The sequence below is a fragment of the Streptomyces sp. NBC_01520 genome, assembly GCF_045040375.1.
In the GTDB taxonomy this organism is placed as follows: Bacteria; Actinomycetota; Actinomycetes; order Streptomycetales; family Streptomycetaceae; genus Streptomyces.
The window spans coordinates 996,628-1,016,216 of the sequence record NZ_CP109404.1; the positions used below are offsets into that span (position 1 = coordinate 996,628).

At 70.8% G+C, this 19,589-nt stretch carries 20 protein-coding genes; 14 read left to right on the forward strand and 6 right to left on the reverse strand.

What is annotated here, in order from left to right:
* The first annotated feature begins 32 nt into the window (after nt 1-32).
* Both OG524_RS04565 and OG524_RS04570 read left to right on the forward strand, forming a co-directional pair.
* Nucleotides 33-890, forward strand: coding sequence for a helix-turn-helix domain-containing protein (locus OG524_RS04565; RefSeq protein WP_405392227.1), 858 nt, complete (start codon nt 33-35; stop codon nt 888-890).
* Between the two features lie 31 nt (nt 891-921).
* Nucleotides 922-1,146, forward strand: a complete 225-nt coding sequence (locus OG524_RS04570; RefSeq protein ID WP_405392226.1) for a DUF397 domain-containing protein — start codon at nt 922-924, stop codon at nt 1,144-1,146.
* A gap of 5 nt (nt 1,147-1,151) precedes the next feature.
* On the opposite strand, the gene OG524_RS04575 is transcribed toward OG524_RS04570, so the two are convergent.
* Complete coding sequence (locus OG524_RS04575; RefSeq protein ID WP_405392225.1) at nt 1,152-2,300, reverse strand: 8-amino-7-oxononanoate synthase; 1,149 nt, start codon at nt 2,298-2,300, stop codon at nt 1,152-1,154.
* A gap of 144 nt (nt 2,301-2,444) precedes the next feature.
* Here OG524_RS04575 and bioB point away from each other — a divergent pair, with 144 nt between their 5' ends.
* The 4 genes from bioB to OG524_RS04595 all read left to right on the forward strand — a co-directional run bounded on the left by bioB (nt 2,445) and on the right by OG524_RS04595 (nt 6,385).
* Complete coding sequence (bioB, locus tag OG524_RS04580) at nt 2,445-3,653, forward strand: biotin synthase BioB (RefSeq protein WP_405392224.1); 1,209 nt, start codon at nt 2,445-2,447, stop codon at nt 3,651-3,653.
* On the forward strand, nt 3,646-4,950 hold the full coding sequence (locus OG524_RS04585) for an adenosylmethionine--8-amino-7-oxononanoate transaminase (protein ID WP_405809174.1): 1,305 nt from the start codon (nt 3,646-3,648) through the stop codon (nt 4,948-4,950). The genes bioB and OG524_RS04585 overlap by 8 nt, the downstream gene beginning before the upstream one ends.
* Nucleotide 4,951: 1 nt before the next feature.
* On the forward strand, nt 4,952-5,641 hold the full coding sequence (bioD, locus tag OG524_RS04590) for a dethiobiotin synthase (RefSeq protein WP_405392222.1): 690 nt from the start codon (nt 4,952-4,954) through the stop codon (nt 5,639-5,641).
* 66 nt (nt 5,642-5,707) lie between these two features.
* Nucleotides 5,708-6,385 carry a class I SAM-dependent methyltransferase gene (locus OG524_RS04595; protein WP_405392221.1) on the forward strand — a complete coding sequence of 226 codons (678 nt, stop codon included), beginning with the start codon at nt 5,708-5,710 and terminating at the stop codon, nt 6,383-6,385.
* Between the two features lie 53 nt (nt 6,386-6,438).
* On the opposite strand, the gene OG524_RS04600 is transcribed toward OG524_RS04595, so the two are convergent.
* Nucleotides 6,439-6,810 carry a fic family toxin-antitoxin system, toxin component gene (locus tag OG524_RS04600; protein ID WP_405392220.1) on the reverse strand — a complete coding sequence of 124 codons (372 nt, stop codon included), beginning with the start codon at nt 6,808-6,810 and terminating at the stop codon, nt 6,439-6,441.
* Nucleotides 6,807-7,034 carry a hypothetical protein gene (locus OG524_RS04605; protein WP_014157595.1) on the reverse strand — a complete coding sequence of 76 codons (228 nt, stop codon included), beginning with the start codon at nt 7,032-7,034 and terminating at the stop codon, nt 6,807-6,809. Before OG524_RS04605 ends, OG524_RS04600 begins: the two co-directional genes overlap by 4 nt.
* Nucleotides 7,035-7,246: 212 nt before the next feature.
* On the opposite strand from OG524_RS04605, the gene OG524_RS04610 reads away from it, so the two are divergent.
* From OG524_RS04610 to OG524_RS04635, 6 genes are all read left to right on the forward strand, one after another.
* Nucleotides 7,247-7,681: a GNAT family N-acetyltransferase gene (locus OG524_RS04610; protein WP_405809176.1), complete on the forward strand. Its 435-nt coding sequence runs from the start codon at nt 7,247-7,249 to the stop codon at nt 7,679-7,681.
* Between the two features lie 251 nt (nt 7,682-7,932).
* Complete coding sequence (locus OG524_RS04615; RefSeq protein ID WP_405392218.1) at nt 7,933-9,270, forward strand: hemolysin family protein; 1,338 nt, start codon at nt 7,933-7,935, stop codon at nt 9,268-9,270.
* Nucleotides 9,267-10,286, forward strand: a complete 1,020-nt coding sequence (locus OG524_RS04620) for a hemolysin family protein (RefSeq protein WP_405392217.1) — start codon at nt 9,267-9,269, stop codon at nt 10,284-10,286. The genes OG524_RS04615 and OG524_RS04620 overlap by 4 nt, the downstream gene beginning before the upstream one ends.
* Nucleotides 10,287-10,390: 104 nt before the next feature.
* Nucleotides 10,391-11,227 (forward strand): SGNH/GDSL hydrolase family protein, encoded by an 837-nt coding sequence (locus OG524_RS04625; RefSeq protein WP_405809177.1) that lies wholly within the window; start codon nt 10,391-10,393, stop codon nt 11,225-11,227.
* Between the two features lie 205 nt (nt 11,228-11,432).
* On the forward strand, nt 11,433-12,362 hold the full coding sequence (locus OG524_RS04630) for a universal stress protein (RefSeq protein ID WP_405809179.1): 930 nt from the start codon (nt 11,433-11,435) through the stop codon (nt 12,360-12,362).
* Between the two features lie 143 nt (nt 12,363-12,505).
* Nucleotides 12,506-13,387 carry a universal stress protein gene (locus OG524_RS04635; RefSeq protein WP_405809181.1) on the forward strand — a complete coding sequence of 294 codons (882 nt, stop codon included), beginning with the start codon at nt 12,506-12,508 and terminating at the stop codon, nt 13,385-13,387.
* Between the two features lie 167 nt (nt 13,388-13,554).
* On the opposite strand, the gene OG524_RS04640 is transcribed toward OG524_RS04635, so the two are convergent.
* Nucleotides 13,555-14,190 (reverse strand): ScbR family autoregulator-binding transcription factor, encoded by a 636-nt coding sequence (locus OG524_RS04640; protein ID WP_405393319.1) that lies wholly within the window; start codon nt 14,188-14,190, stop codon nt 13,555-13,557.
* A gap of 555 nt (nt 14,191-14,745) precedes the next feature.
* Between OG524_RS04640 and OG524_RS04645 the strand changes: the two genes are divergently transcribed.
* Nucleotides 14,746-15,426 (forward strand): HAD family hydrolase, encoded by a 681-nt coding sequence (locus OG524_RS04645; protein WP_405392213.1) that lies wholly within the window; start codon nt 14,746-14,748, stop codon nt 15,424-15,426.
* Nucleotides 15,427-15,571: 145 nt separating this feature from the next.
* On the opposite strand, the gene dhaL is transcribed toward OG524_RS04645, so the two are convergent.
* Together dhaL and OG524_RS04655 are read right to left on the reverse strand one after the other, a co-directional pair.
* Entirely contained in the window at nt 15,572-16,237 is a 666-nt protein-coding gene (dhaL, locus tag OG524_RS04650) for a dihydroxyacetone kinase subunit DhaL (protein ID WP_405392212.1), read from the reverse strand.
* Between the two features lie 55 nt (nt 16,238-16,292).
* Nucleotides 16,293-17,291 carry a dihydroxyacetone kinase subunit DhaK gene (locus tag OG524_RS04655; protein ID WP_405392211.1) on the reverse strand — a complete coding sequence of 333 codons (999 nt, stop codon included), beginning with the start codon at nt 17,289-17,291 and terminating at the stop codon, nt 16,293-16,295.
* 700 nt (nt 17,292-17,991) lie between these two features.
* Here OG524_RS04655 and purB point away from each other — a divergent pair.
* On the forward strand, nt 17,992-19,434 hold the full coding sequence (gene purB / locus OG524_RS04660; RefSeq protein ID WP_405392210.1) for an adenylosuccinate lyase: 1,443 nt from the start codon (nt 17,992-17,994) through the stop codon (nt 19,432-19,434).
* Nucleotides 19,435-19,589 lie beyond the last annotated feature (155 nt).

The window sequence follows — 19,589 nt, forward strand, 5'->3', positions numbered from 1 at the left end:
GCCGGCTCTCCGCACGGCGAAAGGAGGCCGGCATGCGGCACGGCCCTGTCGTACGCCGTCGAAAGCTCGGCGAGGAACTGCGCGGCCTGCGTCACAGCTCGGGACTGACGAGCCGTGACGCGGCACGCCTGCTGGGCTGGCACCAGTCCAAGGTGAGCCGGATCGAGACGGGTGCGAGCGGGGTGAGGCCAGCCGACGTGACCCGCTTACTGGACGCCTACGGGGTGGACGACGTACAGCTCCGCTCCCTGCTGCAGGCACTCGCGGGCTCGGCGGGCGGGGGCGGCAACGGGTGGTGGCACGCCTATCGCGGCCTCATCCCGCCCCAGTACCGCGACTTCATCAGCCTGGAGTCGCAGGCCGGGGCGGCCCGCACCCTGGAGACCTCGGTGGTGCCGGGACTGCTGCAGACCGCCGACTACGCGCGGGCGGTGACCCGGTCCTCCCTGGACGGGCTGCCACCCGCACAGCTGGACTCTCTGGTGGAGGTGCGGCTCGCGCGGCAGGGGGTGCTGCACGCGCCCAGCCCTCTCCGGTTGAGTGCGGTGCTCGACGAGGCCGTGCTGAGGCGTGGCGTGGGCGGTCCGCAGGTCATGCGGAATCAGCTGGACCATCTTGCAGCGGTGGCCCAACTACCCCATGTGCAGCTCCAGTTGCTTCCGTTCCAGGCGGGCAGCTATATCGGCCTCACAGGTCCTTTCGTTATCTTCTCCTTCCCGACCATTTCTGATCTGGATGTGGTCGTTCTTGACCATTTGACGAGTAGTCTCTATCTGGAGCGGAGAGAAGACCTTGAGGCGTACAGCTCGGCCTTCCGCACGATGCAGGCTCACGCGCTGTCGCCGGAGCGTTCGCTGGACCTCATCGCCGCAGTCGGCCGCGGCGGCTGACCGGACCTTCTGACTGCCCGAGGGGGGCACGATGTCCGACCGTCTCGCACAGCCCGTAGAGCCCGTAGAGCCCGCACTACGGTGGCGGCGCAGCAGCCGCAGCACCGGGATGAACAACTGTGTGGAGGCCGCACCGTTGGGCGGCGGTCAACTCGCCGTACGGGACTCCAAGGACGTGGGTCTGCCGCCGTTACGCTTCACCGCGACGGCCTGGACGTCCTTCGTGTCCCGGCTGCCGGAACACCGGGAGGGCTGACGGATTCAGTCGGCGGGGGCCGGAGCCGACGCCACGATCGTGGCCACCGCGGCCGCGATCTCCGTCCGGGTCAAATCGGCCCGCGCGGTCAGCCGCAGCCGGGAGATGCCGTCCGGGACGGACGGCGGCCGGAAGCACCCCACCGCGAGACCGGCCGAGCGGCAGTCCGCCGCCCAGCGCACCGCCGCCTCCGCCGACGGTGCGCGGACCGACACGACGGCCGCGTCGGGGCTGACGGCGGTCAGCCCGGCCGCCGTCAGCCGGTCGTACAGCTCGGTGGCGACGGCCCGGGCCCTGCCCGCCCGTTCCGGTTCGCGGCGCAGCAGCCGCAGGCTGCCCAGGGCGGCGCCCGCGGCCGCCGGTGCGAGACCGGTGTCGAAGATGAACGTACGGGCCGTGTTGACCAGGTGGTCGACGACCCGGGCCGGCCCGAGGACCGCCCCGCCCTGGCTTCCCAGGGACTTCGACAGGGTGAGTGTGGCCACGATGTCCTCGCCGCCCGCGAGCCCGGCGGCACCGAGCGCGCCGCGCCCGCCCGCGCCCAGGACGCCGAGGCCGTGCGCGTCGTCCACGAGGAGAGCCGCTCCCCCGTCCCGGCAGACCTGGGCGAGCTCGGTCAGCGGGGCGGCGTCGCCGTCCACCGAGAAGACCGAGTCGGTCACGGCCAGCGCCCGTCCGTCGTGGGCGCGGAGTTCCTTGCCCACGGCGCCGGGATCCGCGTGCGGGACGACGGCGGTGGCCGCGCGGGAGAGCCGGCAGCCGTCGACGATCGAGGCGTGGTTTCCGGCGTCGGAAACGATCAGCGAGCCCGGCCCGGTGAGCGCGGTGAGGGCTGCGAGGTTGGCGGCGTAACCGGAGGACAGGACGAGGGCCGCTTCGAAACCGCAGAAGTCCGCCAGTTCCCGTTCGAGTTCGGCGTGCAGCGCGGTGGACCCGGTGACCAGCCGCGAGCCGGTGGCGCCCGCCCCCCACAGGCGGGCCGCCTCCGCCGCGGCGGCCGTGACCTCGGGATGGCGGGTGAGACCGAGGTAGTCGTTGCTCGCGAGGTCAAGCAGTTCCGATTCGGCGGGCCTGGGGCGCAGGTTCCGGACGAGTCCGGCCGCGGCACGGCGACGGGCCTCGTCGTCGATCCAGTCGAACGGGGCGAAGGACATGGGGGCGGTCCCTTTTGTAGGCAGCTCACAGACCCTAGCGGGGTGCGCAGCAGGTCAGGATGTGGCAATACACACACGCTCGGCCACCTCTACTGTCCGGTTCCTCCTTGGCCGAAGGCGGTGCCGTACGTCAGGATCAGGGCCATGGACCTGCTGAACACGCTGGTGGACAAGGGGCTGCGGCGCGAACTGCCGACCCGTGAAGAAGCGCTCGCCGTGCTGGCGACCTCCGACGACGAACTGCTCGACGTGGTGGCCGCGGCAGGAAAGGTGCGCCGTCAGTGGTTCGGGCGGCGCGTGAAGCTCAACTATCTGGTGAACCTGAAGTCCGGGCTCTGCCCCGAGGACTGCTCGTACTGTTCGCAGCGGCTCGGTTCCAAGGCGGGAATCCTCAAGTACACCTGGCTGAAGCCGGACGAGGCGACGAAGGCCGCCGCGGCCGGGGTGGCCGGCGGCGCGAAGCGGGTATGCCTGGTGGCGAGCGGGCGTGGGCCGACGGACCGGGACGTCGACCGGGTCTCGCAGACGATCGAGGCCATCAAGGAGCAGCACGAGGACGTCGAGGTGTGCGCCTGCCTCGGCCTGCTCTCGGAGGGACAGGCCGACCGGCTGAGGTCCGCCGGCGCCGACGCGTACAACCACAACCTCAACACCTCGGAGGGGACGTACGGGGAGATCACGACCACCCACACGTACGCCGACCGGGTGGACACCGTGCAGCAGGCCCAGGCCGCCGGCCTCTCGGCGTGCTCCGGGCTGATCGCGGGGATGGGTGAGGCCGACGCCGATCTGGTGGACGTCGTGTTCTCGCTGCGCGAGCTGGACCCGGACTCGGTTCCGGTGAACTTCCTGATCCCGATCGAAGGCACCCCGCTCGCCAAGGAATGGCACCTCACCCCCCAGCGGTGCCTGCGCATCCTGGCGATGGTCCGGTTCGTCTGCCCGGACGTCGAGGTGCGGCTCGCGGGCGGGCGTGAGGTCCATCTGCGCTCGATGCAGCCGCTCGCGCTGAACCTGGTCAACTCGATCTTCCTGGGTGACTATCTGACCACCGAGGGCCAGTCGGGCCAGTCCGACCTCGACATGATCGCGGACGCAGGATTCGAGGTGGAGGGGGCGGACACGACGACGCTTCCCGGACACCGGGCCGCGGCGGGCGGCGGCTGCGGTTCGCACGACGGCGGCTGCGCACCCTGCGGCGACGCCCCCGAGGCCGCTCAGGACTCCTCCGAGGTCCCGGCGGTGCGGACGGAAGCAGTGCGGACGGAGCCGGTGCGTTCGGATGCGGCACGGACGGATCTGGTGGCGGTCAGGCGTCGCGGCGCCGGTACGGACATCGCGCCCAATGCCTGATCCGCTCTCGCCCGCCGAACTCCGTTCCCTGGACCGGGCCCACGTCTGGCATCCGTACGGCCCGATGCCGGGCCGTCAGGAGCCGCTGGTCGTGGAGTCCGCGTCCGGGGTGCGGCTCCGGCTCGCCGAACCGGCCCACGGTCGGCATGAGTTGGTGGACGGCATGTCGTCCTGGTGGTCTGCGGTGCACGGCTACAACCATCCGGTGCTCAACGAGGCGGCCCGCGGGCAGCTGGACCGGATGAGCCATGTGATGTTCGGCGGTCTCACCCATGAGCCCGCCGTCCGGCTGGCGACCCGGCTGGTGGAGATCACCCCGGAGCCGTTGCAGCACGTCTTCCTCGCCGACTCCGGATCGGTCTCGGTCGAGGTCGCGGTGAAGATGTGCCTGCAGTACTGGCGCTCGGCCGGGCGTCCCGGCAAGCACCGGCTGCTGACGTGGCGCGGCGGGTACCACGGGGACACCTGGCAGCCGATGTCGGTGTGCGATCCCGAGGGCGGGATGCACGAGCTGTGGTCGGGTGCCCTGCCCCGGCAGGTCTTCGCGGACGCGCCGCCGGACGGCTTCGACGCGGAGCCGGACGACGCCTACGTCCAACACCTGCGGGAGCTGATCGCGGCGCACGCCGACGAACTGGCCGCAGTGATCGTGGAGCCCGTGGTGCAGGGCGCGGGCGGCATGCGGTTCCACTCGCCCGCCTATCTGCGGGTGCTGCGCGAGGCGTGCGACGCGAACGACGTGCTCCTGGTGTTCGACGAGATCGCCACGGGATTCGGCCGTACGGGCAAGCTGTTCGCGGCCGGGCACGCGGGGGTGTCCCCGGACGTCATGTGTGTCGGCAAGGCGCTGACCGGCGGATATCTGACGCTCGCGGCGACGCTGTGCACCACGCGGGTGGCGGAGGGCATTTCGAGCGGGGAGGTGCCGGTGCTGGCGCACGGGCCCACGTTCATGGGCAATCCGCTCGCCTCGGCGGTGGCCTGCGCTTCCGTGGACCTGCTGCTGGGCCAGGACTGGGAGCAGGAGGTGAAGCGGATCGGTGCCGGGCTCCGGCACGGTCTCGCCGAGGCCACCGGTCTGCCCGGTGTGCGGGACGTACGGGTGCTGGGCGCGATCGGTGTCGTACAGCTCGATCACGAGGTGGACATGGCGGCCGCGACCCGGGCGGCCGTCCGCGAGGGCGTATGGCTGCGGCCGTTCCGCGACCTCGTGTACACGATGCCGCCGTACGTGACGGATGACGACGATGTGGCACAAATCTGCCGGGCCGTGTGCGCGGCGGCGCGGGAAGGCTGAGATGACCATTCTGGTGGTGTCCGGTACGGGCACCGAGATCGGCAAGACAATGGTGACCGCCGCTGTGGCGGCTGCCTGCCGTGGCCGGCGGGTCGCAGTGCTCAAGCCCGCGCAGACCGGTCTCGCACCCGGGGAGCCGGGAGACGCCGCCGAGGTAGTGCGGCTGGCGGGCGGCCATGTGACGGCGGTGGAACTGGCCCGCTTCCCCGAGCCGTTGGCCCCGGAGACCGCGGCGCGACGGTCCGGTCTGCCGCCCGTACGCCCGTACGAGATCGCCGAGGCGGCGCAGAAGCTGGCGACGGAGCACGATCTGGTGCTGGTCGAGGGCGCGGGCGGGCTGCTCGTACGTTTCGACGAGCAGGGCTCCACGCTCGCGGACGCCGCCCGGCTGATGGGCGCGCCCGTGCTGGTGGTGGCACCCGCGGGCCTCGGGACCCTCAATGCCACCGCGCTGACCGCGGAGGCGCTGCGGGCCCGTGGTCTCGAATGTCCGGGTGTCGTGGTGGGCAGCATGCCGGCCGAACCGGATCTGGCCTCCCGGTGCAACATCGAGGACCTCCCGGTCGCCGCGGGCGCCCCGCTGCTCGGCGTGGTCCCCGCCGGGGCGGGCTCGCTCTCCCCTGTCGACTTCCGTGCGCGGGCGGCGAGTTGGCTGGCCCCGGAGCTGGGCGGGGACCGGCCCGTCCGATGAAGGGCTGAGCGGGCCCGCACGGGGGAGAATCGAAGGAGCCGTACCCGTCCGCCAAGGAGGTCCGTCATGCGTCTGCGCAGCACGAAGATCCCGCGGGACGCGGTGCACCATCCGGTCTTCGCCCGGTTCTACGCCCGGATGAGCGTGACCGCCGACCTCAGGGGCGGTGTCGCCGCCCTCCGTGAGGAGCTGCTGTCCGGGGTCTCGGGCCGGGTCATCGAGATCGGCGCGGGAAACGGCCTCAACTTCGCGCACTACCCGGGGTCCGTGTCCGAGGTGGTGGCGATCGAACCCGAGCGCGGTCTGCGCCAGCTGGCGGCCCGTGCCGGGTTGCGTGCGGAGGTCCCGGTCGATGTCGTGCCGGGCACGGCCGAGGCTCTTCCGGTCAAGAGCGAGGCCTTCGACGTGGCGGTGGCGTCGTTGGTGCTGTGCACCGTGCGGGATCTGCCGCGGGCCCTGTCCGAGATCAAGCGGGTGCTCCGGCCGGGCGGTGAACTGCGCTTCTTCGAGCACACACTGGCCCAGGGACGGGTGCTGGCGACCGCCCAGCGGGCGGTGGACCGGACGGTCTGGCCGCTGCTGTTCGGGGGCTGTCACACGTCGCGGGACACACTCGCGGCGATCGAGGCGGCCGGCTTCGAGCTCGGCACGTACCGCAGGCTCCGGATTCCGGAGAAGGGCGTGCAGCTGCCGTCCACACCGTGCGTGCTCGGTGTGGCCCGCAGGTCCATGGCCGTGGACTGAGGCTCCCGGGGGCTCACCACGGGCTCAGAGGCTCCATGAACCAGGAGGCCGGGTCACAGGCTCCACTGGCGCAGTTCGTCGGCGATCACCCGGACGTCCGCCTTGCCCTCCTTCACCAGGCGGGCGAGATCGCGCACCTGCTCGGGCGACGTGATGACCTTCAGGCCCGAGGCGACGAGGTAGCCGTAGGCGACCGCGGACGCGAACATGGCGTTGGAGTGTTCGAGCGCGGGTACGTGGAGGAGCAGCTGCAGCATGGCTGCCGCCCGGGAGTGCGGATCGCTGTATACGGGGCTGCCGAAGATCTCCGCCTCGTGCCGGCTGACAGCGGCGACTAGGGCGCCCCAGTCGACGACCTGCGGATCCCCCGGCGTCTTGTGCTCGGCGACCATGAGCAGCCAGGAAAGGTCGATCTGCAGGTTCAACGGGTACCTTCGCGCTCCGGGCCGAACTCCTCGGCGAACACCGACTCGTACTGCTTCATGAAGTCGGCCGCGGCCTCGACGAAGGTGTGTCCGACCTCGCCCGCATCCTGTTTGACGAGTTCCTCTATGTAGCGGTTCACACTCATCCCCCGTTGCAGGGCGCGCTGCCGCGCCGCTTCGGCAGTCGCCTCGTCCACGCGAACGTTCAGCTGAGTCTTGGGCACGGCATCAAGCTAGCGCGTCCGCGCTAGCACCGGCAAGAGGAACCACTTGGTGGCCCGTACATCTGCGCCACATCTACGGCTGCACGTCTGCGGCCATACGTCTGCGGCCGGCCGAGGCCGTCTGCGGCCGTACATCCGGGGCCGTCGTTCGCCCGCCGGAGTCCGCCCGCGTACAGGAATCCGCTCGACTCCCGCGTTCCGCCGATGATGGGATGACGGCCATGACTGATCTCGTGATCCGCACAGCGACGGCGGACGACGTCGATACGGTTCTGGCGTTCTGGAGGGTCGCCGCCGAGGGCACCAGCATCAGCGACGACCGTGACGGCGTCGAACGGCTGGTCGCACGTGACCCCGACGCCCTGATCCTCGCCGAGCGGGACGGCACGCTCGCGGGGACGGTCATCGCGGGCTTCGACGGCTGGCGTTGCCATCTGTACCGGCTCGCCGTCCACCCCGACCAGCGGCGCCGCGGTGTCGGCGCGGCGCTGCTCGCCGCCGCGGAGGAACGCTTCACCGCGCTGGGCGGGCGGCGGGGCGACGCGATGGTCCTGGACCGCAACGCACTCGCGCAGCATGCCTGGCGGGCGGCGGGGTATGTGCGGGAGGCCCACTGGAGCAGATGGGTGAAGCGCCTGACCGTCTGAGGGGGCGGGCCCCGCCCGCCCGGGAGGGGCCGAGCCCTGCGACGCACCCCGGGGACGACCGAAGGGCGGAGCGGACCTGGCGGACAACCGGTACGTCCGGCACTTTGCCGACCCTTTACGATGGATCCCCGATCGTCCCGACTTTTCGAAAGGTGTGAGCGTCCGCCCATGGGCGAGCCTCCCAGTAGTAGACACCGCCGACATCGCGCGAACCTCCTGACCCTGCCCGATCATGGGACGGAGGTGAACCGATGACCGAAGTGCTACTGCTCCTCGTGGCGGTACTGCTCTCCCTCGCCTGTGGCGCATTCGTGGCGGCGGAGTTCTCCCTGACCACCGTGGAGCGCGGCGAGCTCGAACGAGCCGTCGAGCGGGGGGAGCGCGGCGCCGCCGGAGCCCTCAAGGCGGTACGCAGTCTCACCTTCCAGCTCTCCGGCGCACAGCTCGGCATCACGGTCACCAATCTGGTGGTCGGCATGCTCTCCGAACCGTCCATCTCCAAGCTGATCCAGGGACCGCTGGAGGCGACGGGCATCTCCTCGGCCGTGGCCTCCTCGCTGGCACTCGTGATCGGCACCGCGCTGTCCACCGTGGTCCTGATGGTGGTCGGCGAGCTCGTCCCGAAGAACTGGGCGATCTCGTCCCCGCTCGCCGTCGCCAAGGTGGTCGCCACCCCGCAGCGGGTGTTCACCGCCGTGTTCCGCCCGTTCATCAGCCACCTCAACAACACCGCCAACCGGATCGTGCGCCGTTTCGGACTCGAACCGACCGAGGAACTGGCCTCCGCGCGCAGCCCGCAGGAACTGGTGGCCCTGGCCCGTCACTCCGCGAAGGAGGGCGCGCTGGAGGCGGACACCGCGGAGCTCTTCGTGCGCACCCTCAACCTGTCCGAGCTCACCGCGGAGAACGTGATGACACCGCGCGTCCAGGTCACCGCCCTCGAGATCCGGGCGACCGCGGAGGACGTCGCGAACGCCACCCGGGCGACCGGCCTCTCCCGCTTCCCCGTCTACCGGGGCAGCCTGGACACGGTCGTCGGCGTCGCGCACATCAAGGACGTACTGGCCGTTCCGGCGGACCAGCGGCCCCGCAAGCGGGTGGCCGACATGCTGCGCGAGCCCCTGCTCGTACCGGAGACCCTCACCGTGGACCGGCTGCTCGACCGTCTTTCGGGGAAGCTCGCCATGGCCGTCGTCATCGACGAGTACGGCGGCACGGCGGGTGTCGTGACGCTGGAGGACATCGTCGAGGAGGTCGTCGGCGAGGTCCGCGACGAACACGACCCGCACGAGACGCCCGACCTCGCCGCCGCCGGCGAGGACGCCGACGGACGCGTCCTGTGGTCCGCCGACGGGGCGGCCCGCACCGACCAGCTCCGGACCATCGGACTGCGAGTGCCCGACGGGCCCTACGAAACGCTGGCGGGTCTGATCGCCACCGACGTCGGCCGCATCCCTGTGGTCGGCGACACCGTCGAGCTCGCCGGCTGGCGGATCGACGTGATGGACGCCTCGGGGCACCGCGCCGCGCGGGCTCTGCTGCACGCACCGCTGCCCGGTACCGGCGAGCCGAAGGAGGACGCCCGATGATCGCCGTCCAGCTCCTCATCGGTCTTTTGACCCTGGTCGTCAACGCGTTCTTCGTCGGCGCGGAGTTCGCGCTGATCTCCGTACGGCGCAGCCAGATCGAACCCGAGGCCGAGGCCGGGAACCGGCGGGCGCGCAGCGTCATCTGGGGCCTGGAGCACGTGTCGGCCCTCCTCGCGGCGGCGCAGCTCGGCATCACGCTCTGCACCCTGGTTCTGGGCATCGTCGCCGAACCCGCCATCGCCCATCTGCTGGAGCCCGTCTTCGACGCGGTGGGCGTTCCGCACGGGCTGGTGCACCCGATCTCGTTCGTGATCGCCCTGACCGTCGCGACGTATCTGCACATGCTGCTGGGCGAGATGGTCCCGAAGAACATCGCCCTGGCCGAGCCCGCACGCACCGCGCTCCTGCTGGGGCCGCCGCTGGTGGCACTGGCCCGGGCGCTTCGGCCGGTCATCTTCACGATCAACGCCTTCGCCAACGCGCTGCTCAAACTCCTGAGGGTGGAGACCAAGGACGAGGTGTCCGCGACCTTCTCCGACGACGAGCTGGCGCGGCTCGTCAAGGACGCGGGGGACGCCGGTCTCGTCGACGACCGTTCGGCGGAGCGGCTGCGCCATGCCCTGGAGCTGGGCCGCCGCCCGGTGCGGGACGTGCTGATGCCGGTCGACCGGGTCCTGTACACCCGGGTCGGTACGACGCCGGAGGAGTTGGAGCGGCTGTCGTACGAGTCCGGCTTCTCCCGCTTCCCGGTGATGGGCAGCGAACAGCGGATCCTCGGGTACCTGCACGTGAAGGACGCCCTGGACGCCACGCCTCGCGATGTCCCGTTCCCGGTGACGGCGCTGCGGCCGATCGCCCGGGTGCGGGCGGCGACGCCGCTCGACGACGTCCTGACCGCGCTGCGGCGCAGCCGTACGCACCTCGCGGCGGTTCTCGACGAGGACGACCGGCTGGCGGGCATGGTCACCATGGAGGACGTGCTGCGTGAGCTGGTGGGCAGGCCCCAGGCACGCTGATGCCTCCGGCTTCCGGATCGGGGGCGCGGCCGTTGCCGCGCCCCCTTCTCCGTACACCGCCGGCCGCCGGTCTCCGGTCGCTGTCACGGTACGATCTCACCGCCATGGATTTGAATGCCTCCTACACCAGCTTTGTCGCGGTCGGCGACTCCTTCACCGAGGGAATGTCGGACCTGCTGCCGGACGGTACGTATCGCGGCTGGGCCGACGTCCTCGCTTCCCGGCTCGCGGCCCGTGCGCCCAGCTTCCGCTACGCCAATCTCGCCGTACGCGGGAAGCTCATCGGCCAGATCGTCGAGGAGCAGGTCGCCGTCGCAGCGGCGCTGCAACCGGACGTGATCACGCTCGTCGGCGGGCTCAACGACACTTTGCGGCCGAAGTGCGACATGGGAATGGTCCGCGCCCGGCTGGAGGAGGCCGTGGAGCGGCTCGCGCCGTCCTGCAAGACGCTGGTACTGATGCGCAGTCCCGGTCGCAACGGTCCGGTGATGGAGCGCTTCCGCCCGCGCATGGAGGAGCTGTTCTCGCTGGTCGACGACCTGGCGGAGCGGCACGGCGCGCTGGTGACCGACCTGTACGGTGCGCCGTCGCTCGGCGATCCGCGGATGTGGGACGTCGACAGGCTGCACCTGACGGCAGAGGGACATGCCCGGGTCGCGGAGGCGGTCTGGCAGAGGTTGGGGCTGCCCGCGGAGAGTGACTGGCGGACTCCGATGCCCGTTTCCCCGCCTGCGCGCTGGGCGAGGCGGCGGGTGGACGACGTGCGCTTCGCCCGACAGCATCTGATGCCCTGGATCGGGCGGCGGCTCACCGGGAGGTCGTCCGGTGACGGGCGGGGCGGCGCCCAGTTCGACGGGGCGCTCGGCAAGGCTTTCTGGATCACGCCCGAGGACGGAGCTGTCCCGGGCCCGGTGACGGGGTGGCGCCGGCTCGACGGCTGACCCCCGCGGCCTCGCCACCTGGGCCGGCCCCTGAATCGGCGCCGGCCGGTCGGGAACCGGCAACGTGCCGGAACAGCGCGTTCGGCCTGGCACATCACACCTGGGCAGGGCCTTTCGGCCTCTCGGGGCCTCCCGGCAGTGGCCGCGACTCGACCGGCAGTGACAGCATGAAGGTGCGGACAGACGGACGGCACGAGGAGCAGCGATGCGTACCGAAGCGTCCGGCGCCATGGAAGGCTCGAGGACGATCGTGGGCGTGGACGATTCGGAGCACGCCAGGGCCGCCGCACTCTGGGGTGCGGCCGAGGCCACCCTCCATCACCACAGCTTGTGTCTCGTACACGCCGCGGACTTGGACCGCCTGGACCGATTCGCTTCGTTCGAGACGTCGGCGCACGTCCGGGACAGAGGCGACACCGTGCTGGCAGAGGTGGCGCAGGAAGTACGGCACCGCTTCCCCGAGCTCGGCCTCACGCTCAAGCTGAGCCGCAGGAGTCCGGTCCCTGCGCTCCACTCGGCTGCCCGGCCGGGCGACATCATCGTCGTCGGCAGCAGGGGCAGCGGCGGATTCGGTCCCCTCCTGCTCGGATCGGTCGGGCTCGGAGCGGTCGTCGGCAGTCCCGCACCCGTCGTCGTGGTGCGCGGCGAGTCCGAAGCGGCGGACGATGCGCCGGTCATCGCGGCGGTACGGGACGAGGAGGACGCCGCATGGCTGTTCCGGGCCGCTCAGGAGGCCCAAATCCGTGGGTGCCCCCTGCGTCTGCTGAACGTCCGGAACCTGCTCACCCGGTTCGGCGACCGTCCGGCCTCGCCCGACGATGCCGGAAGGCTGGCAGACACCGGCGAGCGGCTCCTGGCGGACCTGGCCTCCCGGATCAGCGAACGCGGTCCCGGTCTCACCGTGCGGACCGAGGTGGTCACCGCCCGGTCCGCGGCGGCGGCGCTCGTCGAGGCGAGCAGTGGGTCAGGTCTCCTGGTCATGGGGAGCCATGAGCGGCAGAGCGTCTCCGTTCTGGGACTCGGCCATGTCGCTCACGCGCTGCTGCACCATTCCCACTGTCCGGTACAGATCGTGCCGTATCCACGTGACAGGAGGCGCGTCACCGAGGAGGGACTCGGGGATGACGGCGATTGACATCGGCACCGACAGGCGGCGGCGCGAGGAAGGCTCACGGCCGCTGTCCGCAGCGGCACACGCACAGGGCTGCGCATGCCCACGACCACCCGCAGGCGGAGGCCGGCCGGGGTCGCCGGTCCCGCGCCTGTCGAGGAGGGACCATGCAGACCGATCGGCGGGGCCTGACTCTGGACGGCCCCCTGGCCGTCGGCACCGACGGCACGCAGGACGCCCACCGGGCGGTGCGCTGGGCGGCGTCCGAGGCCCGTTCCAGGGGCCGGCCTCTCAGCATCGTGCACGCCACCAGGACCGGATCGGGGCATCCGCGTCTCACCGCCCGCGGGGTCCATCAGGCGAAGGACCGCGCCGTTGAGGTGCTGGACGAGGCCGCAGACCTCGCACGGGAGACCGCTCCCGGTATCACCCTCTCGACCACGGCATGCCCGTACGGGACTTCGGCCTGCCTGCTCGGCGAGGCCGCCCACGACGGCACGGTCGTCGTGGGTACGCGGGGACACGGAGGATTCCTGGCTCTGCTGGTGGGGTCCGACGCCCTGCGGGTGGCCGCCCGGGCCCACGTACCGGTCGTCGTGGTCCCCGGGCGGGAGCGCAGCCGCCCTGCCGAGGTCGTCCTGGTGGCCGCGCGGGACGAGCGGGACCGGGAGCCGGTACGCCTCGCCGCGGACCTGGCGCTGCGCCGCGGCGCAGCGCTACATGTGTTCAGTGCCTGGATCTTCCTCGAGAACGTCGGCAGCATGGCGACGATGTTCGGCGACCCGGCCGATCTCGCGGCGGCGGAGGCCTCACGCATCGTCGCAGAGCTACGCACGGACCGTCCCGGTCTGCGGGTGGTCCACGACGTCGTTCGTGCCGCATCGGCAGCGGCCGTGCTGGTGGCGGCGACCGCCGATGCCGACGCTGTCGTGATCGGTTCCCGTCGGCGATCCTCCCCCGTCGGTGCTCCGCTGGGGCACGTCACCCACGCGGTCCTGCACCATGCGCATTGCCCGGTGCTCCTCACACCCCTCACCGACCGGGGATGACCTCGTCCCCGGGCCTCGTATCGGGCTGACCGAAGTCTTTGTACAGGTCGCCGGAGTCCCGCCACCGGCCCCGTGCAGGCATCACGGCAACCGCCGTCGACGACTCCTTGCCCACAGCCTTCGGCACGGGCGGCCGCACCCCTTTCGGATACGGCACGGAACCGGACCTACGGCCGCACGGGGATCCGCGCACGCGCACGGGCGAGCAGAGCAGCCGGTTCCGGGTCCGCCTGCAGGGACTTCAGCACCAGCAGCCACCACTGGTCCAGTTGCTCCCTCCAGTCCCGCTCGCCCGGCAGTTCGTCGGTCAGCGTGCAGAGCCCGAAGAAGGCACACACGAGCGTAACGGCGGCAGCCGACGGTGCGACTCCCGCCGCGAGTTCCCCCCTCGTGCGGGCCTGGGCGAGGAGCCGGGTGGCAGCCGAGGCCCAGGCGTCGAACGGCGTGGGCACGACTGCTTCGATACCACGGCGTTCCGCCCACAGCCGTGCGCCCGCGCGTGCCACCACATCCTCCCTGAGGGAACGTGCCACGTCGAAGCTGAGGACGACCAGCTTTTCGAGCGGGGGGACGCCGGGTGCGGTGTAGGGGCCGGTGAGCTGCGGCCAGGTGGCGAACTGCTCCCGGACCACGGCCAGCGCCAACTTCTCCTTGCTCGAGTAATGGAAATAGATAGCCCCGCTGGTTTTCCCCGAGTGATCGCTTATGTCATTGACACTCGTTCCCGCATATCCACGTTCGACAAATAGATGTGCTGCCGACTCCAGCAGCACTTTGCGGGTTTCACGGGCCCTGTCCTGCACTTCAGTTCCACCTTCGCTCAGTTGTGCTAATTCTATGACACGGGAATCCGAACCCTCCCCTGAAGGGCGCAGTCGCATCGCGCGAAGATCTTATTATTCGCCACCCGAACATGCATGGCTGACTGTTCACACAATCTGACGCCCTGCCGGGAAGAATCGTTTCGCGTGCGCGTCACGACTACACCCGGAACAGCACCACGCAGGACCCACGGTGGCGCCCACCAGCACTGTTGTCAGTTTTCCCGGCGCTCCACCCCCTGCCGTCACCCCACTCGCAAGACCCGGCCACTCGAGGTCGAGGCATTTCCATGCACTCGAATTGGTGATTGCGGAAATTGAAGAGGCCGAAATAACGTAATGGGCACGATGTTTCCAGCTCCGGCTGAAAGCTCCCGTCCGTGCCCGCCGCGACGCTCTCAGCACGTGCACACGACTGCGGCAGCCGTGCGAATGCGTTCGGCCCTCCGAATTCCGCGAGTGGATCAACCACATCCCGGCACCCACCTGCGCCCGCGCACCGAACCGCTCGGCGCAGCCTCGAAGAACGGCAGTCACATGACAGCTCGCAACATCCTTTCGTGGTCCCCGTCCGCCATCGTCTTCGACTGCGACGGGACCCTGATGGACACGGAACGACACTGGCAGGAGGCCCGGAACATCACCTTCCGGCTGTTCGGCCTCAAGCCGCCGGCCGGATTCGCCGACCGTGCCAAAGGCGTGCACTACACCGAGTGCGGTGCGCTCATGGCTGAGGAGACCGGGAAGCCGGACCTCGTGGACGACTTGGCCGACACCCTCCTCAGCACCTTCTCCGCCCTGGTCGACCAGGACCCCGTCACCATGCCGGGCGCCGCCGCGCTGGTCCGGTCGGCCGCTCGCCATCTCCCTCTCGCGGTGGCGAGCAACTGCCCCCGGGAGATGGTGGAATCGTGCCTCGCCCGGGCCGGACTCCTCAGCTCCTTCAGCCACGTCGTCGTCGCCGGGGAGGGCGTACGGCCCAAGCCGGAGCCCGATGTCTACAGCCTGGCCGTGCGCCTCTGCGGTGTTCCGCCCGAGGATGCCCTGGCCGTGGAGGACTCACTCACGGGCATGGAATCGGCCCGCCGTGCGGGCCTCCGTGTCATCGGCCTCGGGCCCTGCCCGCCGGGCCAGGAGGCCGAGCAGGCCGATCTGTGGGTCACGAGCCTCGCCGACCGTGAGCTGGTGTGGTGGGCCCGTAGCCGGATCGGCGCGTAGACCTGCCGGTCCCCTCGGTCCTTCGGTGCACGACCACCGGTCCTTCGGTGCACGACCACCGGTCCTTCGGTGCATGCACCGGTCCTTCGGTGCACGACCACCGGTCCGGCCCGAGTGCACGAGGCGGAGTCCTGCGGAGGGGCGGTCAGCCGCCGGCCAGATGCGGCCCCAGGGCGTACACGGCGCCGGCCGCAGAGGAGAAGAGCAGGGCGACTCCCACCGCTCCGGGATCCGGAATGCCTGTCGCCCGTTCACCGAGGTAGCTTGCCCGACCCATCCGGGCCGACAGCGACGCCGTGTCCCGCACCCCCCGCCATGCGCCGTCCGCCGCCGCGAGGAGAGCGGTTGCGGGCGGCGCACCCTCCGCCGCCCGCAAAGCGGCGGCTGCCGGCGTCAGTGCGTCGACCAGTGTCTTGTCCCCGGGCGAGGCATCACCCACACGCCGGATGGCTGCCAGGCCCTGGGCGGTGCCGTCGGCGAGTGCGGCCGCCGTCAGGCCCGGACCGGAATCTGCCGCGGCCCTGCTCAACGCATGGAACAGCAGACCGAAAAGAGGGCCACTGGTACCGCCGATCTCGTCCAGGAAGGCGGTGGCCATGGCGCCCAGGGTCTCCGCCGGCCCGGCCGGCTCATCCGTGCCGTCGAGCAGCAGCCCGGCGGCCCGGACACCGGCGGCGAGATTGGTCCCGAAGTCGCCGTCTCCCGCCTGCTGGTCGAGCGCGGTCAGCTCGGCCTCGGTGGCATACACCGACTCGGCGAACCGAAGCGTCCAGTCGCGGGTCTCCACACCGTCCAGTGCCACAGGCGTCATGGGTGCGTCCTCCTTGTCCTGTCGGGGACCGCCGGGGCATCAGCCGGCCGGCCGCTCACCATCGCAACGCCGGGGTGTGAACCGGCGCATCGTAGAAGTCCAGCGTCTCGCGGTCGGCGACCATGAGGGTCAGGGAGAAGCCCCGCATGTCGAGTGCGGTGACGTAGTCGCCGACGAGGTGCCGGGCGAACCGCACCCGCCGGGCGTCGAGAACTCGGCCCAGTTCGCCGAAGATGCCGTACAGCTCGAGCGAGGTGATCGAACCCAGACCGTTGACCAGGGCCACGACGGGATCGGTGGGCGCTGGACGAAGGGCATCGAGCAGAGCGCCTGTCATGTCCTCCACCAGCTCGCCGACGCGCCCCTGGCTTCTGGTGCGATCGGCGCGTTCGCCGTGGATCCCGACGCCGTACTCCAGCTCTCCGGGCAGCAGTCCGAACGCCGGTTCGCCCGTGACGGGTGCGTGATGGGCGGCGGAGGCGGCGGCGAGCGTCCGGCACCGGCCTGCCAGCGCGGTGCCGAGTTCCACCAGTGCGTCGAGTCCCATCCCGGTGTCCGCGGCGCCGCCCAGGACTTTCTCCACCAGCATCGTGGCACCCGTACCGCGACGCCCGGCGGCGATCTCCGCGGAGTCGGAGGCGAGGTCGTCGTCGACGAGAACCCGCGCACAGGTGATTCCCGCGTCGGCGAGCCGCTCGGCCGCGATGCCGAAGTTGATCCGGTCCCCCGTGTAGTTCTTGACGATGTGCAGGACTCCCTCCGGTCCTGCCACCGCGCAGGAGGCCCGGAAGATCTGCCGGTTGTGCGGGGAGGCGAAGATTCGCCCGGGGCAGGCGGCGTCGAGCATGCCCTCGCCGACGAATCCGGCGTGCAGGGGTTCGTGACCCGAGCCGCCGCCGGACAGGAGGCCCACTCTCCGCGTCGGCGCGGTGTGCCGGGCGGTGAAGAATCCGTCGCCGGGTTCGTACGCCACGAGGTCCGCGTGTGCACGGGCGAAGCCGGACAGCGCGTCGGGGACCAGGTCACCTGCGCCGTTCTCGAAATATCTGACCATGCGCCGCACCCCTTCGGTCCCCGGCGATGAGGCCGGGCGCGTCGGCTCCGGACGAGACCTCCATGGTGCGGGTGACTCCGTGCGTGCGGCAACTCGCGGAGCGTATCGGCAGGTGGTGCGGTATCGCAGCCCGGGGCAGACCCGGCGAGTGTTTCCGCGCGGCGCGGAGGGCTGTGTCGTCGGTGCTCGCGGCGCCGAAGGCGGCGAGAACTTCGTCGCGGAAGGTGTCCAGTGGTTCGTGGGAGAGAGCGGCTGTGTGCCGCGGAGGAGGCGCAGCAGGTGTGTCACACCGGCTCCTGGGCCTTCGAGCCGGCCGCCGGTGTACGGCGGGAGTGTGGCGGCCAGGGGGAGTTCCCTGCGGCCTGAACGGTCCTGTCCGGTGTCGACGCCCAGGAGCATGCCCTTCTCCGACGGCACCCGCCACCCCGCATCGGCCACGGTCACGTCCGTCTGGTGTCCGGGGTGCGTCCGTTTGGGGTCCGGGGTACCGGCACTTCCGCGATCGCACTTGAATCTGCCGCACAGCGGCTGGATCAAGACACCCCGCGAGGGGTGGTGTGACGGCGCCAGCCGGCTCAGCTACTCACATCTGTCTCACCAACCGGATGCGGCGAGAGTGATGAATAGCCTCTGACCTGGAGCTTCCTACAGCAGGTAGACGGTTCGGAGCCTGTATGGACGCCCGGTAAACTCCGGACACGTGACTGCTGTGTCTGCGAAGCCTCGCATCCCCAATGTCCTGGCCGGCCGCTATGCCTCTACGGAGCTGGCCGTCCTCTGGTCCCCCGAGCAGAAGGTGAAGCTGGAACGTCAGCTGTGGCTGGCGGTGCTGCGCGCTCAGAAGGACCTCGGGATCGAGGTACCCGACGCGGCCCTGGCCGACTACGAGCGCGTGATCGACCAGGTCGACCTGGCCTCCATCGCCGAGCGCGAGAAGGTCACCCGGCACGACGTGAAGGCCCGGATCGAGGAGTTCAACGCCCTCGCCGGCCATGAACAGGTCCACAAGGGCATGACCTCCCGGGACCTCACCGAGAACGTCGAGCAGCTGCAGATCCGGCTCTCGCTGGAGCTGATGCGCGACCGTACGGTGGCGGTGCTGGCCCGGCTAGGCAAACTGGCCGCCGAGTACCGCGAGCTGGTCATCGCGGGCCGCTCGCACAACGTCGCCGCGCAGGCGACGACGCTGGGCAAGCGGTTCGCCACGGCCGCCGACGAGCTGCTGGTCGCCTACGGGCGGCTGGATGACCTGCTGGACCGCTACCCGCTGCGCGGGATCAAGGGGCCCGTCGGCACCGCCCAGGACATGCTGGACCTGCTCGGCGGTGACGCCGGCAAGCTCGCCGACCTGGAACAGCGCATCGCCGGGCACCTCGGCTTCGCGCACGCCTTCACCTCCGTGGGCCAGGTCTACCCCCGCTCTCTCGACTACGACGTGGTGACCGCGCTGGTGCAGCTGGCGGCGGCGCCTTCGTCCGTCGCCAAGACCATCCGGCTGATGGCCGGGCACGAGCTGGTGACCGAGGGCTTCAAGCCTGGCCAGGTCGGCTCGTCGGCGATGCCGCACAAGATGAACACCCGCTCCTGCGAGCGCGTCAACGGCCTGATGGTGATCCTCCGGGGCTACGCGTCGATGACGGGCGAGCTGGCGGGCGACCAGTGGAACGAGGGCGACGTGTCCTGCTCCGTGGTCCGCCGGGTCGCGCTGCCGGACGCCTTCTTCGCGTTCGACGGTCTGCTGGAGACCTTCCTCACCGTGCTCGACGAGTTCGGCGCGTTCCCGGCCGTCGTCGCGCGCGAGCTGGACCGCTACCTGCCGTTCCTGGCCACGACCAAGGTGCTGATGGGCGCTGTCCGGGCCGGGGTCGGGCGGGAGGTCGCGCACGAGGCCATCAAGGAGAACGCGGTCGCCTCGGCGCTGGCCATGCGGGAGCAGGGCGCGGAGCGCAACGAGCTCCTGGACAAGCTGGCCGCCGACGAGCGCATCCCGCTCGACCGTGCGCAGCTCGACGCCCTGATGGCGGACAAGCTGTCGTTCACCGGCGCTGCGGGCGACCAGGTCACCGCACTGGTGTCCCGGATCGAGGAGATCGCCAAGCAGCACCCGGAAGCCGCCGCTTACGCCCCCGGCTCCATTCTCTGACAGCCCGCTCCCCCGCCGGAGCACTTGAGGACTCCAGCCCGCCCGCGTCCGTGTCGTCCCCGACGTGGTCGCGGGCGGGCTGCTTTCGGTGTTCCGATCCTCCGGGCCTGCGCTGCGCCTGAGACCGTGCCCTTGGTGATCCGGGGTGGATCCGG

Coding starts and splice junctions, on each gene's coding strand:
- OG524_RS04585 (WP_405809174.1), top strand. CDS start 3,646: ATGCCTGATCCGCTCTCGCCCGCCGAACTCCGTTCCCTGGACCGGGCC.
- OG524_RS04625 (WP_405809177.1), top strand. CDS start 10,391: ATGGATTTGAATGCCTCCTACACCAGCTTTGTCGCGGTCGGCGACTCC.
- OG524_RS04570 (WP_405392226.1), top strand. CDS start 922: ATGTCCGACCGTCTCGCACAGCCCGTAGAGCCCGTAGAGCCCGCACTA.
- OG524_RS04575 (WP_405392225.1), bottom strand. CDS start 2,300: ATGTCCTTCGCCCCGTTCGACTGGATCGACGACGAGGCCCGTCGCCGT.
- OG524_RS04645 (WP_405392213.1), top strand. CDS start 14,746: ATGACAGCTCGCAACATCCTTTCGTGGTCCCCGTCCGCCATCGTCTTC.
- OG524_RS04615 (WP_405392218.1), top strand. CDS start 7,933: ATGACCGAAGTGCTACTGCTCCTCGTGGCGGTACTGCTCTCCCTCGCC.
- OG524_RS04620 (WP_405392217.1), top strand. CDS start 9,267: ATGATCGCCGTCCAGCTCCTCATCGGTCTTTTGACCCTGGTCGTCAAC.
- OG524_RS04630 (WP_405809179.1), top strand. CDS start 11,433: ATGCGTACCGAAGCGTCCGGCGCCATGGAAGGCTCGAGGACGATCGTG.
- bioB (WP_405392224.1), top strand. CDS start 2,445: ATGGACCTGCTGAACACGCTGGTGGACAAGGGGCTGCGGCGCGAACTG.
- OG524_RS04655 (WP_405392211.1), bottom strand. CDS start 17,291: ATGGTCAGATATTTCGAGAACGGCGCAGGTGACCTGGTCCCCGACGCG.
- OG524_RS04595 (WP_405392221.1), top strand. CDS start 5,708: ATGCGTCTGCGCAGCACGAAGATCCCGCGGGACGCGGTGCACCATCCG.
- OG524_RS04565 (WP_405392227.1), top strand. CDS start 33: ATGCGGCACGGCCCTGTCGTACGCCGTCGAAAGCTCGGCGAGGAACTG.
- OG524_RS04635 (WP_405809181.1), top strand. CDS start 12,506: ATGCAGACCGATCGGCGGGGCCTGACTCTGGACGGCCCCCTGGCCGTC.
- OG524_RS04610 (WP_405809176.1), top strand. CDS start 7,247: ATGACGGCCATGACTGATCTCGTGATCCGCACAGCGACGGCGGACGAC.
- dhaL (WP_405392212.1), bottom strand. CDS start 16,237: ATGACGCCTGTGGCACTGGACGGTGTGGAGACCCGCGACTGGACGCTT.
- bioD (WP_405392222.1), top strand. CDS start 4,952: ATGACCATTCTGGTGGTGTCCGGTACGGGCACCGAGATCGGCAAGACA.